Source organism: Ruegeria sp. BH6 (assembly GCF_056538105.1).
Genome location: NZ_JBQFSR010000003.1, coordinates 42,600 through 56,279, shown reverse-complemented (window position 1 = coordinate 56,279; position 13,680 = coordinate 42,600). Strand labels below are relative to the sequence as shown.

Here is a 13,680-nt window from a genome sequence, read left to right as displayed (position 1 = left end):
GAGGAACGAACATGTCGGAACATGACAACAAGCTGAACATCACACGCCGAGGGATGCTAGGTGCAACCGCAACTGGCGCGGTGCTGGCCGGGACCGGTCTGGGCTCGACCCTGATGACCGCGAAACAAGCCAGTGCTGCAGCCAACGCCAACCTGCAGCCTGGTGAGTTGGACGAATATTACGGTTTCTGGTCCTCAGGTCAGACTGGCGAGCTGCGCATCCTGGGCTTCCCGTCCATGCGCGAACTGATGCGCGTGCCAGTGTTCAACCGCTGCTCGGCCACCGGCTGGGGTCAGACCAATGAGTCGTTGAAAATCATGACCGACGGCCTGCTGCCTGAAACCAAAGAGTTTCTCGCCAAGCGTGGCATGAAAACCTATGACAACGGCGACCTGCACCACCCGCATATGTCGTTCACCGATGGCACCTACGATGGCCGCTACCTGTTCATGAATGACAAGGCCAACACCCGTGTCGCTCGCGTGCGCTGCGATGTGATGAAATGCGACAAGATCACCGAGATCCCGAACGCCAAGGCGATCCACGGTCTGCGTCCGCAGAAATTCCCGCGCACCGGCTATGTCTTTGCCAATGGTGAGGATGAAACCCCGCTGGTCAACGACGGCACAGTGCTGGACGATCCGTCGCAATACGTGAACATCTTCACTGCGCTTGACGGCGACACCATGGAAGTGGCGTGGCAGGTGATGGTGTCGGGCAACCTCGACAACACCGACTGCGACTATCAGGGCAAATACGCCTATTCGACCTCCTACAACTCGGAAATGGGTATGAACCTGGCCGAGATGACCGAGAACGAGCTGGACCACGTGGTTGTTTTCAACATCGCAGAAATCGAGGCGGGTATCGAGGCCGGTGACTATCAGGAACTGAAAGGCGTCAAGGTTCTGGACGGCCGTAAGGGTCAGAACAAGAAGTACACCCGTTACATTCCGATCCCGAACTCGCCGCACGGCATCAACACCGCGCCCGACGGCAAGCACGTCTGCATCAACGGTAAGCTGTCGCCGACCGTGTCGATCATGGACGTCACCAAACTGGACGCCTTGTTCGAAAGTGATGCCGACCCGCGGTCCTGCATCGTGGGTGAGCCGCAACTGGGTCTTGGCCCGCTTCACACCGCCTATGACGGTCAAGGCAATGCGTTCACCACGCTGTTCCTGGACAGCCAGATCGTGAAGTGGAACATCGAAAAGGCAATCGAGGCTTACGGTGGTGCTGATGTGGATCCGATCATCTCGAAGGTCGACGTGCACTATCAGCCGGGCCACAACTCGACCTCCATGGGTGAAACCAAGGATGCCGACGGAAAGTGGCTGATTTCGATGAACAAGTTCTCGAAAGACCGCTTCCTGAACGTGGGTCCGCTGAAGCCCGAGAACGAGCAGTTGATCGACATCTCGTCCAACGAGATGAAAGTGGTTCACGACGGTCCGACATTTGCCGAGCCGCATGACTCGATCATCGTTCGCAGCGACATCGTCAACCCGGTAAACGTCTGGGATCGCGCCGATGTTACATGGGAAGACGCCCGCAAACAGGCCGAGGCCGATGGCATTGATCTGGAAGAAGGCGCCGAAGAACCCATCCGGGACGGCAACAAGGTGCGGGTCTACATGACATCGCAGGCTCCGACCTTCAGCCTGGAAAAGTTCACCGTCAAACAGGGTGACGAGGTGACGGTTTACATCACCAACCTCGATGACGTGGACGACGTGACCCACGGCTTCTGCCTAGGTAACTACGGCATCGCAATGGAAGTTGCACCGCTGGCAACCGCCTCCGTCACCTTCACAGCCGACCGTCCGGGCGTACACTGGTTCTATTGCCAGTGGTTCTGCCACGCACTGCACATGGAAATGCGCGGTCGGATGTTGGTCGAACCGCAGGGAGCATAACCCATGCGTTGGCCTCTGCTCATACCGCTCCTGCTTGGCTCGCCCCTATGGGCGGCGGACTGGGATGTGCCCAACCGGGCGGGGGCCATTAATGAAACACTGGCGCAGGCGGCGGATGGGGACACCCTCCGCCTGAGCCCCGGTGTTTACACCGAAACGCTTGTGCTGGACCGGCCCGTCACCATCGATGGGCTGGGACAAGCCACCATTGACGGCCAGAGCACGGGAAGCGTCATCACCGTGACCGGACCGGGCGTGACCGTACGCGGTCTGACGGTGATCGGCTCGGGCTCAAGCCATGACGGGATCGACAGCGGCATCCAACTGACCAAAACGGCCAAAGCGCCGGTGGTCGAAGACAATGTGTTGTTGGGCAACCTTTATGGCGTCGACATTCACGGTGCCAAGGACAGCATCGTGCGTGGCAACCAGATCGAAGGTCGGCAAGACCGGCGGATGAATGACCGTGGCAATGGTGTCTATGTCTGGAACGCGCCGGGCGCGCGGGTTGAAGACAACGACATCCGGTACGGGCGCGACGGGATCTTTGTGAACTCGTCGAAAAAGAACACCTTCACAGGCAACCTGTTCCGCGACCTGCGGTTCGCCGTGCATTACATGTATGCGGACAATTCGGTCGTCAGCGACAATGTCTCGATCGGTAATGATCTCGGCTACGCGGTTATGTTCACCACAAACGTGACCGTGGCCAACAACGTGTCCATCGGTGACCGCGAACATGGCGTGATGCTGAACTACGCCAATAAAAGCACCATCACCGGCAATGTAGTAAAAGGTGCCAAGGAAAAGTGCACCTTCCTGTATAATTCAAATAAGAACGAATTCACCGACAACTGGTTCCAGGGATGCGGCATCGGCATCCACTTTACCGCTGGCAGCGAACGCAACCGCATCGTTGGCAACTCTTTCATCGGGAACCGGACACAGGTGAAATACGTCTCGACCAAATGGGTCGAGTGGTCCGAAGACGGGCGCGGCAACTACTGGTCAGATTTCGCCGCATATGATGTGGATGGCAACGGCATCGCCGATGCCCCCTATCGCCCCAACGACTCGATGGACCATGTGCTGTGGACCCAACCCTCAGCCAAACTGCTGCTCGGCTCCCCCGCCGTGCAGCTGGTGCGCTGGTCGCAATCTGCCTTTCCGGCCCTGTTGCCGGGCGGCGTGATGGACAGCAACCCATTGATGCAAGCCCCTGAACCCCCAGCTATGAAAAAGGTGCCTCATGACGGATAAGGCCCTAGTTATCGACCATGTCAGCAAGGACCGCGGAAAAACTCGCGTTCTTGACGATATCAACCTGTCTCTTGCCCCCGGACAGCGCGTGGCGCTGCTGGGCCATAACGGCGCGGGCAAGTCGACCCTGATCAAATCCATCCTCGGCCTGACGCCGATCCATGGCGGAGCCATTCGGATCGGAGACGCCACCCCCGGCAGCGAACAAGCGCGGCGCGAGACCGCGTATCTACCCGAAGCGGTGTCGTTTCATCCCGCTTTAACCGGACGGGAACAGCTAACACTGTTTGCGAAATTGTCGGGAACCAAAGCCGATGTGCCCGGCCTGCTGAACCGTGTCGGTCTCAGCGATGCGCTGGATCGCCGGATCGGAACGTATTCCAAAGGGATGCGGCAACGTCTGGGCTTGGCTCAAGTTCTGTTGGGTCAGCCGAAAGTGGCGCTGCTGGATGAGCCCACCTCGGGGCTAGACCCCATTTCGCGGCAAGACCTTTACGCCATCATTGACGAGTTGGCAGCGAAAGGTACCGCCGTCCTGATCGCATCCCACGCGCTGACCGAGGTTGAAGCCCGCACCGACCGCATCGCCATCATGCGCAAAGGCCGGATGGTGGCTGATGATACGTTGACCAACCTGTCGGCCCTAGCTGGTCTGCCGATCCGCCTGCGCGTGCGCGCAAGCACCAACCCCGAAGCGCTGGCCGCGGCATTGGGTGGCGACCGGATCAATGGCGCATCCGTTGAGTTGCTGTGTTCCCCAGATGACAAAATGGAGGCCCTGCGCCGGATCGCCGGAATGGGCGATGCCGTGGCGGATGTGGAAATGACCCCACCCAAGTTGGAAGACCTCTATCGCCACTACGCACAGGAGGATTTGCAATGACCCGCTTCCTCGCCATCACCCGCACCGAAATGCTGATCCTGCGCCGCAACCGCTGGCTGCTGGTGGCCACCCTGATCATGGTGCTGTTCGCCTTGGCGCTAACCTTTGCAGGCAGCGCGCCTACCGGTACGCTGGGCGTCGATATGCTGACCGTCTCGGTTGCCTCGATGACTACGTTGTCAGTATATCTTGCCCCCTTACTGGCGTTGATGATCGCTTTTGATGCCATCGCAGGTGACGTGGACCGGGGCAGCTTATCGCTGCTGCTATCCTATCCGGCGGGGCGTGGAGAAATCCTGTTGGGCAAATTCACCGCCCATCTGGCCGCACTTGCCTTTGCCATGACCGTCGGCTTTGGCACCGCTGGTGCAGTGGCCGCATGGTTCGGCGGCGCGGGGCCAGAAAGCCTGATGGCATTGCTACGCCTAATCCTCACATCCATCCTGCTGGGCGCCGTGTTTCTGGCGCTGGGTTACCTGCTGTCTGCCCTGGCTAGGGGCGCCACGGCAGCAGCAGGTTTGTCGGCCGGGCTCTGGCTGGTCTTTGTCGTCCTTTATGATCTGGGCTTGTTGGGAGCCGTCGTCATGGACAAGGGCGGCACCTTCACCCAATCCGTCTTTCCGTGGGTGATGGTAGCCAACCCGGCCGACGCATTCCGTTTGTGGAACATCGCCGCGACCGAAGGCGTTGCGATGGCGTCCGGCATGACCGGGGCCGCGCAGGCACTGCCCGTCTGGGCCGCTCCTGCCTCCCTGCTGATCTGGCCGGTATTGGGCTTTGTCCTCGCCCGCGCCGCGTTTCGGAGGGTCGAGCCATGAAACGTCTTGCTTTGATCGCGTTTGTCGCGCTGGCGGCCTGCAAGGAAGAGATCGCCGAGGCCCCTGACCCAGTGGACTTGACCCCCGATGCGCTAAGCTTTTTCTGCCAGATGAACATCGCTGAACATGGTGGCCCCAAAGGTCAGATCCATCTGGAAGGCTACCCTACACCTCTGTTCTTCGCCCAAGTGCGCGACATGGTGGCCTACCTTAAAAGCCCCGAGCGTGATGCACCCATTGCAGCGGTCTATGTCAGCGATATGGGCGCCGCGCCCAACTGGCAACAGCCGGGTGTTTCCAACTGGATCGCCGCCGAGGGTGCGACCTTTGTGGTCGGAGCCAATGTTGCGGGCGGCATGGGCGCGCGCGAGGTGGTGCCCTTTGCAGACCCCGCTGCCGCTGAAACCTTTATTGGCCAGTACGGTGGCAATCTGCTGCCTCTGTCCGACATTCCCGACACCGAGGTTCTGGGCCCCGTTGATCTGGACCTGAAACTGGAGACCCCCTCATGACTGCCCTCTCCCGCCGCCGGTTTCTGACCATGTCCGCCGCTTGTGCCGCCTTTCCCGCGGGTGCTAAGTCTGCCCCTACGGCTCACTGGCACGGGGTCGCGCTGGGGGCCTCGGCCAGCTTGCGACTTGAGGGGCTGACGGACACACAGGCCGCGCCAATCATCACCGCGGTCGAAGCCGAAGTGAACCGGCTTGAGAACATCTTCAGCCTGTACCGACCGCAATCCGAACTCAGCCGCCTGAACCGCGACGGGCAACTGCCAGCCCCAGCCCCCGAACTGCTGAACGTCCTCAGCCTGTGTTCGGCCTTGCACGAGGCCACAGATGGAGTTTTTGATCCTTCAATTCAACCGCTCTGGTCCGCGCTGGCCAATGGGGCGACCGCGCAAGACGTCCATTCCGCCCGAAAATCCATTGGATGGTCTCGCGTTTTAATCGGGTCCGACATGATCCGCCTGCCCCAACCCGGTGTTTCAGCACTGACGCTGAACGGTATCGCACAAGGCGCCATTACCGACCGCATCGCGGCTTTGCTGGCTTCGCACGGTCTACGCGATGTATTGGTAAATATGGGGGAAATCGCCGCCCTTGGCCATCGCCAAGACGGGCAAGCCTGGCAAGTCGGACTGGCCGGACCCAGCAGAGAAGTTCTCAAATCCATCGAATTAAGCGATCGTGCCGTTGCAACCTCGGACGCAGGCAACCTCATGCTGACCAATGATCAAGGCCACATCCTGAACCCGCAAGACGAGGTAGCAACGAACCACATAGTATCGGTCTCAGCCCCCAGCGCAGCCATCGCCGACGGGCTGTCCACGGCCTTGTGCGCGTTGCCTGAAACGCGCGTTGACGCCGCGATCAGATCATTCCCCGAGGCGCGCAAAGAAATGTACATCTGAAAAAACTTCGGTGGTCATCCTAGTAAGCGAGGCCATTGGCTTTCCAATAAGCCAAACCATCAATTGCCCACAACGGCTTACAACATAAGCCTTTGTTCCGACCGCATCTAAAAATGGTGGGTGGCGGAGACGAAGGGATTCGAACCCTCGAGACCCTTCCGGGCCTACTCCCTTAGCAGGGGAGCGCCTTCGACCACTCGGCCACGTCTCCGCCGGTGGGTGTAGTCGATAAGAGCCAATAAACACAAGGCTTTTCGCGCAAAAAAAATGAGAAAAGCTGTTTCACAGTATTTAGTGATTTTCATCTATATTCTGTGACGTTTGGAGTGCTTGCACCAAATTTTGGTGCAAAACTGGTGCAAGCGTTCCTGACCCGTTCTCGTTTTCGATCAGGCAAAAAACACCTCGCGGAGCTTGGCCTCCAGATCCGCCAAGGTTCTGGAATTGTAGAGCCTGAAGTCCGGGCGGAACTCAAACGCCTCGGAGAGATGATCGCCGAGCGCCTCGATTCGGCGGCGACCTTCCACAATTCAACTCCTGCTTTGATTTATTTTGATACGCCGCTCGTTAGCCACACCGCAGATCCGCCTGATAGAGGACTTGGTCGCTCAGGCTCCGCAAAATCGACGGAGGCCAAACCGCATCGCCAAACCCATCTGCCAACCATAGTCGAGCACCGCCGGCGCCAAGTCTTTTCCAACGAAACCCAAGTGCCGTACACTGTTTGCCAGGGCATTAGCGCGAATGTTTGATCTGGCCTTAATGTCTGGCGTTTCCACTACTCTTCTGTTTAACCAAACCATCGCCTCCAATCGCCTTTCCGGGTCTCCAAAGTGGAGAACTCTATTCAATTCCCGCGTGTTGTGAAAAAAGGCTCCCTCTCCGGTCCCAAGCGATGAGCCCCTTGTTTTTGCCCCTCCCCCACCTAAGGAGTTTTCCGAGCAGAGGGGCGGCGCAGGACACCTTGACCGGTCACTTTTTAACCTTGTCAAATCTGTTGCGCGATTGCGGTCCTACAAGTCAAAATTTTCACGACAAAGCGATCCTAACTCCGCCTCACCCGGGCTGAAAGTCCCAGTTTATCAGCGAGCAGCTCCAGTTTCTCTTCAGCGGCTTCGGTCAGCGTATCGCGCTGCTTAGACTAAACCGACCAACCAAATCGACGCAGGATCTCGGCCATTGAGAGCCCGTCGATCAGAATTCCGTTGATCAGAGCAACGGCGGTGATCGGGCGTCGCTCTGCATGCCGATCATTGCCTCGGCGCGGCAACAGCACCACGCGCGGCACACCGCGTACAAAATCCCGACAGGTAGGATCCCACTTCCAGCGGTTGACAAGGCCGTGAACCATCCGGACCAACATCACATCCTGAACACGCGATGTTGCGCCGCCATCGCTGATCCCGCCCGTTCCGCCCGAGATCTCGGCCTCAATCGAGAGTGTCGCACCTTTCATGCCGCCGATCCGCTCGACGGCAACAAGATAGCGCATCGCTGCAAGACGGCGACCGTCATGGTCATGATAGCGCGATAGGAATGAAGGGGCGCGGCGACGGACCGTCTTCTCCCCGCCTTCAGTCTTGACCTCAGCCGACCCGGAGACACGGTCGCTGATCTCGATCAGGTCCACGGCACCCGCCGCAAGGTTTGGCTCCGGGAAGTCGCCACCAACTTTGCCGACCGCCTGACGCCGGGCCGCGCCCGCCGCAATCAGATCAAGATTAAGCACCGCAATAAACCCGGCAGGCGTTGAATAGGTTGGTTGGTGCATCTCAAACCCTCATGAAGTTAACGGTCCAGAATACATCACAAAATATTGTGACTTCCACACCTTTAAATCTACACAAAGGGACTGACTTAATCCCTTTCAGGGACTAATCAGGGATTAGAGAGGGACTGACATATATTTACAAAGCATTGACTTATAATAGAAAAATACAAATCAGGGACTGACAGACTGAAAACCTCGCGCCACGCATGAGGCCGCCTCGCGTCCCGCGCCCCTACCCCTTGCAGAAGTAAAAGAACCTGCGGATTTCAGTCCCATCGGTCCCTGATAAGGTGCAACACGATGAAATAAAAAGGCAATTTCATCGAAGGTCCGTCGAAACAAGTCCCTGTTTCGGTCCCGATCAGGGACCGAAATAATCCCAACGCCGATTATTCTTTTGCAGAGGGGTGCGGGGAGTTGGCCGCGCGGCCTCGGCCGGAACTGGCCCACCTGGCCACTGCCCCGATCCGAGGGAGAGGTTAATCCCGCCCGGATCGGGGTGCGTCAGGCGCTCAGAAGCAACCCGCTATAGCCCGTGTCAGATCGCTTGTGGTGCCAAAACTGCGCACCCGTCTCCGGCTGACGATAGGCAAGCGACAGCGCCCGCAAGGCATTGGACGCCTCGCGCCGCCCCATGCGCGGCAGATCATGCGCCTCAATATAGGACAGCAGCGCATCCAGCAGATCACGTGAACGCGTGAAATCCTCATGCGATCCCGTGACCTTGCATTTATCCCTTACAAACAAGGCCAAAGGCGTGTCTGTCAGATTGTCGGGATCAGCCTCAGGATTAAAAAGATCGAGCAATTCACTATCGACCCAAAACTGCCGAGCCGCCTCGCTGCCCCAAGTCAATCGAATTTCTCTACACGCTGAGAGCGCCTGATCAATAGCATCCTCCCGGTGCAACGCAGTTGCCGAGTCAGTTGTCAGCGACGCGAACTGACCCGTTTTGCGTATCTCTGGCAGCACCTCACTCGTGACCCATTTGCGGAACCTCTTCGCCTCTGGCTTACGGCTGGAAAAAGCCAGAGAATAAAGACCGCTCTCCGGGATGATGGACATTTGCTGCTCACCACCGGGGGTGTCGGTTGAACCGACGCCCTTTTCGTCATCGTCAAGTTTCGACAACGCATCGCGACTATTTGCAATGCCAAGGACACGACACACGTCCGCCGCGACAAACCATGGCTCAGCATTTCGCTCAATTACCCGAACAAGATGGTCCTCGAATGCGAAATTGACTATTTCCTTCATTGAGAGCCTCCTTGGAATTCGAGTATTTTCGCCTGAATTTCCGGTTGGGTTTTAAAAATCTCTGTCCACAGATTGTCGGATTTTTCGTGCGCTTCAAAAAGCGCGCTCGCCAACAAACCTGACATTCCTTCAATCATGCTGAGCAATTTGGTTGGCTCTAGATTACTTTCATTTATAGCCAAATGATGGATTGCTCTGGCCTGAGCATAAGATTTGGAAAGCAAGAGAGTCAGATCTTCTGTAGTCTCAATCGGGTTAATTTTACCGCACATATGTAATCTCCTTAAGCAGGCTTTCCCGGTAGACCCCAGAAGAACACCTCTGGCGGCCAGACGAACAGGGTTGAGACTACCGCTCGTAGGATACGGCCCGCTAAAAAGCGGCCCAGAACGTCTGACCATAGAGAAAGCCGCAAAAAAGTGCGGCTTTGGGCACCTACGAAGAAACGGGGTCTCAATCCCGGCGGCGGATTCTGCCGACGCGTGGTCACGGTAGTCCGCTGATGGCTGCATGGCAAGAGATTAAAACTCGTTCTCTGTACTCATCATCATTGGCCCCAGCCGAAGCCACATTTTGGTTAGTCACAACAGTAGGGCACAATGCTCTAACGTCGCTAAGTGGTTTAGGGTATTCACTACTTTCCTGCGTAACAATATTATGTGAAAATCCCAAAACTATTCATTAACTAGCAAAATATTGTGATCCAGTGAAAAAAACTGACCCTAGATTAGAGATCGTACGACAAAACCTTCGCGTAGCTTTTGCGTTGAAGAAGACATCCGCTGCAGAAGTAAGTAAGAAAGCTGGACTCGGCATCAACACCTTAGGAACGTTCGTTAACGGGAATGGGTCTATTAGTTATACAAACCTCCTGCGGGTCTGCGACGAACTCCAAATTCCAATCGGGATTCTTCATATCTCCGGCTCGGTCACCCCAGGTAGATTGGAACTACAGGGCGCATTTGATAAATTGACTGCAGATCAGCTTGCCGACCTGTTGCTCGAGATGAAGCATCTTCAACTCAAGAAAGCTTAGACTAAACACCCTAGCGTTGGCTTTCCGCCCGGAATACTTGACCGCTCTAGATCGGCGTCCGTTCGCTTTTGATCGAAAATTGCAACCATGCCTGTTGACCTGGTCGTCGCCGTCTCACGGTGAAAAACTACCACAGCGCAAGTTTGTAGTGCGTCGGTTTCGGGTGAGCGGATCGAGGTGCCCGAGGGGGTCGACTTTGGTTTAGTTTATCAGCCGGACAATACGTGGGAGCGCGGGAGCGCACCGCTCGAGCTGCAGAAACCGTTTAACCTTACACAACCGGAGCTGGCATTATCGGTCTCGCCACCGCTCGATCAACTAGGGCGGTCGTTCACCGCACCCCAATTAGCAAAGGGGGACGAACCTGAGTTTTATGTGCGTCGCTTCCTGCAACCCTTCGATATAGATACCGGACGTGGCACGGTCTTCCGGGATCGGGTTGGGCAAGCTGTCGTTATCTCGGACCAGCTGTTCCGGAATGCAGATCGCGGTAGGAAAGTTTTGAAGCTCGGGCGTAAGGTCGATATCAAGGGTCTGACAAAGGCAATCTTTGGCCCCGGCGAAATCTGGGTTGTAGATGCCTCACTAGGGGGCAAGGCTGGGACGAAAAACGAAAGTGTATCTCGCCTCACCTTCTCAATTGATGTGGTTCTTCCACATGACAAAGACCAGCGTTCTCGGGTCGGAAAAGTCAAAACTTCATAATTTCACAATAGGGAGAGTAGTTAGTTGGCTAATACTATTGATAGTGCTGCGCTACTACTGCTGCCTGTACTGATCGCGTTAACCGGATGTCAATCGGTGAACGGTCAGGTCAAAACTGAAAATAGTTCCAGCAGTATCGCTTCAGGTGAATTCACAACGATAGCTGAAAAGCCTGTTTCTCCCGGTATGACGAGGGCTGAAGTTCTAGAAATTCTTGGGCCACCCATAGAAACCGAAAAGGCAACCATTAGCGCCGTCAGATGCGATTTTTTCGCAATAATAGACGGGGGTTCCGAAAGACATTTAATCGTCTTTTATTTGGACGATGTGGCAAATAGTGTGGTCTGGACATCTCCCGTGGGCTGTTACCTCTTCATTGTGTGAATGCCTATAAAAGCCTGCGAACAGCTTTCTGGTTTGAACCTTTTGGAAAACTGTAGATCAACAATAACGAGTGACTAATTTATAGGTGGGTTCATACCCCATCCCGTATTGGTGATTTCCGTGAAAGGCGCGGTCAGTTGAATCTACCATGATTTCGTCTCCTAAAATCAGAAGGCGACAGCGTTGAAGCATGAGTGCCAAGCGTATCGGGTATTCGACGCGGAGGCGTTGTTAGTCGGTCGGGTCACATTTCTGCCGGAAGATAAGATTTTGGCGATGGCTGAAGGTCAACAATAAGGAGCGTAGATGTCTGCTTTGCGGACAAAGCAGTCATTCGACCGAACTCGTAGGATGACCGCACCGAGCCCAAAGGGGACATGGTTGTTTCGCGAAAGTTGTGTTTTAGATCGTCACCAAAGCGGCGATAGTGCTACCCATTTCGTAAATCTGGTGCAATCCAACAGCATGCCGTAATGTGGAAAAAAGCGCCTAAATCCTTGGCCTCGGGCCTCTAACTTTACGTTTATCCGTTACTTGCAAATTCGTCTTCCGCCTCTCCACCCGGGGTTTGATCTACTTCCTCCGGTTCTCCATCAACATCATCGTCCTCCTGGCCGTCGGCATAAACGCTTCCGTCATCCGAAATGCCAAGTGTGGATTTTACCGATTCTTCATCGGGATTGGAGGCACGGACCGCGCCGAGGACGCGGTCTTGCTGTTCCTCCGCGACGATTTTGTCCTCAGAAAAGTCGCCTTTGTAATGTCCCAACAAACTGGCCTCCGCGTCATGCACCGCCTCCGCAGCCGCCAACTGATCGCCCGTCGGTTGCCCTATCGTATTTCCGTCCTCATCTGTTGTTACGTCGTGCGCATCTTTCACCGCTTGTGCGGTTTCCAAATCTTCAGGCGCAATCGTACCGGGAGTGGACGCCTCATCGGCAAGAACCTGTTCAGCTTCCTCCAGCGTCATTGGAGCCGTGTCCAAATAATCATACGCCGCAGCAATTTCCTTCACTTCTTCAGGGCTCAAGTCGTAATCTTCACCCATGACATGATTGAAATTTGCGTCGGCTACGGCAAGGCCAGCGGCCAGGCTCACCGGCCCTGTACCTTTCGCATACTGTCCGTTCGCGATATGCGCAAGTTTTGCATTTACACTGGAGTTAATAGCGCCATTCAGTTTGCCAAGGTTGCGAGGGGCAAGCGTATCATCATCAAGAATTTTTGTTTTTCTGCTTGATGGCTTCAGGGATTTGTTCACACTCGCTATATTTGTTCGCGTTGATGTGGTCCGCGTCATATTTCCTTTGAATAGACCTTTGACTCCGTTTTGCTTCAGGTTGCGGCTTAATGCCTGAAAATCTTCCTTCACAGCCCGCCCCAAACGTCTGCCATTCTTTGCCTTAAGACCCTTGCTGGCAGATTTGGTGCTTGTCCTGTTCAATGATTTTTCGGAACCCCAACCCTTTTTGGCGCCGCCATCAGCGCTTTTACCACCGCTTTTGCCGCCCTTCCCGCCACCATTGCCATCTCCATTACCCCCTTTTCCACCTCCCTTACCTCCACCTTTGCCGTTACCATTATTTGCGTATGCGTAATCGGCGGCGAAAACGGTTACGATTGGCGCGACTACAAATGCAGACAGTACGAGTGCAGAGACGCTCACTTTAAGGAAGTTTAACACGACAGAAATCCTTTTCGTTTAAAGAAATAGGAACTAGTGACGGCATAGAGACGCCCCCAAAGAAAGTGTTGCTCAAATCTGCCCAAAATACGGCAACCATCCGGCGTTAAGTAGTGGGTATTTTTAATTTATTATTAACGACTTAACCTTTATCTCCAAAAGAATCACTTAAGAAAAAATCGTTAACAATTGCAGTGTTCTAAGTTTTTTTGTTTCCAGCGACAGCCTCTAAATCCCTCAAAAATTGAAATAATTGACACGTTAACTCTCGGTTAATGTGGGATCTGAGATGAATAAATAGTTTTTTACGAGTTGACTATGGTAAAGCAAAGAAAAAGGGAGCTATTCCCACCATTAAACAATGCCGAGATCGAATCAATTGATCTGAATAGGAATAGCTCCCTAAAGCATGTGAAAAGAAAGGCTTTATTGGTTGTCCCAATATTGTTGTATTTTCTTCTATTGGTCTACTCTCTAAGTAGAGCGACCGTAGCAAGCTATGTATCGATCCTGTTAAATTGACTTTATTTACTGCGCGCTCGCAGCGCGAAA

14 protein-coding genes and 1 tRNA gene are annotated in these 13,680 nt (G+C 55.1%); 10 read left to right on the top strand and 5 right to left on the bottom strand.

Going from position 1 to position 13,680, the window contains the following annotated elements; genetic code table 11:
- The first annotated feature begins 11 nt into the window (after window positions 1-11).
- The 6 genes from nosZ to ACR0B8_RS08230 are packed head-to-tail and all read left to right on the top strand — an operon-like array spanning window position 12 to window position 6,291.
- Window positions 12-1,919 (top strand): TAT-dependent nitrous-oxide reductase, encoded by a 1,908-nt coding sequence (nosZ, locus tag ACR0B8_RS08255; RefSeq protein WP_170359395.1) that lies wholly within the window; start codon window positions 12-14, stop codon window positions 1,917-1,919.
- 3 nt (window positions 1,920-1,922) lie between these two features.
- The gene (locus ACR0B8_RS08250) at window positions 1,923-3,179 is read left to right on the top strand and encodes a nitrous oxide reductase family maturation protein NosD (protein WP_226688850.1); all 1,257 of its coding nucleotides are present in this window, start codon (window positions 1,923-1,925) and stop codon (window positions 3,177-3,179) included.
- On the top strand, window positions 3,169-4,062 hold the full coding sequence (locus ACR0B8_RS08245) for an ABC transporter ATP-binding protein (protein ID WP_226688849.1): 894 nt from the start codon (window positions 3,169-3,171) through the stop codon (window positions 4,060-4,062). Before ACR0B8_RS08250 ends, ACR0B8_RS08245 begins: the two co-directional genes overlap by 11 nt.
- A complete protein-coding gene (locus tag ACR0B8_RS08240) occupies window positions 4,059-4,880 on the top strand; it encodes an ABC transporter permease (RefSeq protein WP_170359390.1) in 822 nt (273 codons plus the stop codon). Before ACR0B8_RS08245 ends, ACR0B8_RS08240 begins: the two co-directional genes overlap by 4 nt.
- Window positions 4,877-5,392: a nitrous oxide reductase accessory protein NosL gene (locus ACR0B8_RS08235; protein ID WP_170359388.1), complete on the top strand. Its 516-nt coding sequence runs from the start codon at window positions 4,877-4,879 to the stop codon at window positions 5,390-5,392. Before ACR0B8_RS08240 ends, ACR0B8_RS08235 begins: the two co-directional genes overlap by 4 nt.
- Complete coding sequence (locus ACR0B8_RS08230; protein WP_170359386.1) at window positions 5,389-6,291, top strand: FAD:protein FMN transferase; 903 nt, start codon at window positions 5,389-5,391, stop codon at window positions 6,289-6,291. Before ACR0B8_RS08235 ends, ACR0B8_RS08230 begins: the two co-directional genes overlap by 4 nt.
- 121 nt (window positions 6,292-6,412) lie before the next feature.
- On the opposite strand, the gene ACR0B8_RS08225 is transcribed toward ACR0B8_RS08230, so the two are convergent.
- A tRNA-Ser gene (locus ACR0B8_RS08225) sits at window positions 6,413-6,502 on the bottom strand.
- Window positions 6,503-6,617: 115 nt separating this feature from the next.
- Here ACR0B8_RS08225 and ACR0B8_RS08220 point away from each other — a divergent pair.
- Window positions 6,618-7,043 (top strand): hypothetical protein, encoded by a 426-nt coding sequence (locus ACR0B8_RS08220; RefSeq protein ID WP_226688848.1) that lies wholly within the window; start codon window positions 6,618-6,620, stop codon window positions 7,041-7,043.
- 389 nt (window positions 7,044-7,432) lie between these two features.
- Here ACR0B8_RS08220 and ACR0B8_RS08215 read toward each other — a convergent pair whose 3' ends face one another.
- The 3 genes from ACR0B8_RS08215 to ACR0B8_RS08205 all read right to left on the bottom strand — a co-directional run bounded on the left by ACR0B8_RS08215 (window position 7,433) and on the right by ACR0B8_RS08205 (window position 9,591).
- Window positions 7,433-8,062 carry a hypothetical protein gene (locus ACR0B8_RS08215; protein ID WP_226688847.1) on the bottom strand — a complete coding sequence of 210 codons (630 nt, stop codon included), beginning with the start codon at window positions 8,060-8,062 and terminating at the stop codon, window positions 7,433-7,435.
- 504 nt (window positions 8,063-8,566) lie between these two features.
- Window positions 8,567-9,319, bottom strand: a complete 753-nt coding sequence (locus ACR0B8_RS08210; protein WP_226688846.1) for a BRO-N domain-containing protein — start codon at window positions 9,317-9,319, stop codon at window positions 8,567-8,569.
- Complete coding sequence (locus ACR0B8_RS08205; RefSeq protein WP_226688845.1) at window positions 9,316-9,591, bottom strand: hypothetical protein; 276 nt, start codon at window positions 9,589-9,591, stop codon at window positions 9,316-9,318. Before ACR0B8_RS08205 ends, ACR0B8_RS08210 begins: the two co-directional genes overlap by 4 nt.
- A 434-nt stretch (window positions 9,592-10,025) precedes the next feature.
- Between ACR0B8_RS08205 and ACR0B8_RS08200 the strand changes: the two genes are divergently transcribed.
- The 3 genes from ACR0B8_RS08200 (at window position 10,026) to ACR0B8_RS08190 (ending at window position 11,444) form a co-directional block, all read left to right on the top strand.
- Window positions 10,026-10,355: a helix-turn-helix domain-containing protein gene (locus ACR0B8_RS08200; protein WP_226688844.1), complete on the top strand. Its 330-nt coding sequence runs from the start codon at window positions 10,026-10,028 to the stop codon at window positions 10,353-10,355.
- Window positions 10,356-10,532: 177 nt separating this feature from the next.
- Window positions 10,533-11,060, top strand: a complete 528-nt coding sequence (locus ACR0B8_RS08195; protein ID WP_226688843.1) for a PBECR2 nuclease fold domain-containing protein — start codon at window positions 10,533-10,535, stop codon at window positions 11,058-11,060.
- Between the two features lie 24 nt (window positions 11,061-11,084).
- Window positions 11,085-11,444 (top strand): outer membrane protein assembly factor BamE, encoded by a 360-nt coding sequence (locus ACR0B8_RS08190; protein WP_226688842.1) that lies wholly within the window; start codon window positions 11,085-11,087, stop codon window positions 11,442-11,444.
- Between the two features lie 523 nt (window positions 11,445-11,967).
- Here the strand turns inward: ACR0B8_RS08190 and ACR0B8_RS08185 are convergent.
- Window positions 11,968-13,128, bottom strand: a complete 1,161-nt coding sequence (locus ACR0B8_RS08185) for a hypothetical protein (protein WP_226688841.1) — start codon at window positions 13,126-13,128, stop codon at window positions 11,968-11,970.
- Window positions 13,129-13,680: the final 552 nt, after the last annotated feature.

Coding starts and splice junctions, on each gene's coding strand:
- nosZ (WP_170359395.1), top strand. CDS start 12: ATGTCGGAACATGACAACAAGCTGAACATCACACGCCGAGGGATGCTA.
- ACR0B8_RS08250 (WP_226688850.1), top strand. CDS start 1,923: ATGCGTTGGCCTCTGCTCATACCGCTCCTGCTTGGCTCGCCCCTATGG.
- ACR0B8_RS08245 (WP_226688849.1), top strand. CDS start 3,169: ATGACGGATAAGGCCCTAGTTATCGACCATGTCAGCAAGGACCGCGGA.
- ACR0B8_RS08240 (WP_170359390.1), top strand. CDS start 4,059: ATGACCCGCTTCCTCGCCATCACCCGCACCGAAATGCTGATCCTGCGC.
- ACR0B8_RS08235 (WP_170359388.1), top strand. CDS start 4,877: ATGAAACGTCTTGCTTTGATCGCGTTTGTCGCGCTGGCGGCCTGCAAG.
- ACR0B8_RS08230 (WP_170359386.1), top strand. CDS start 5,389: ATGACTGCCCTCTCCCGCCGCCGGTTTCTGACCATGTCCGCCGCTTGT.
- ACR0B8_RS08215 (WP_226688847.1), bottom strand. CDS start 8,062: ATGCACCAACCAACCTATTCAACGCCTGCCGGGTTTATTGCGGTGCTT.
- ACR0B8_RS08210 (WP_226688846.1), bottom strand. CDS start 9,319: ATGAAGGAAATAGTCAATTTCGCATTCGAGGACCATCTTGTTCGGGTA.
- ACR0B8_RS08205 (WP_226688845.1), bottom strand. CDS start 9,591: ATGTGCGGTAAAATTAACCCGATTGAGACTACAGAAGATCTGACTCTC.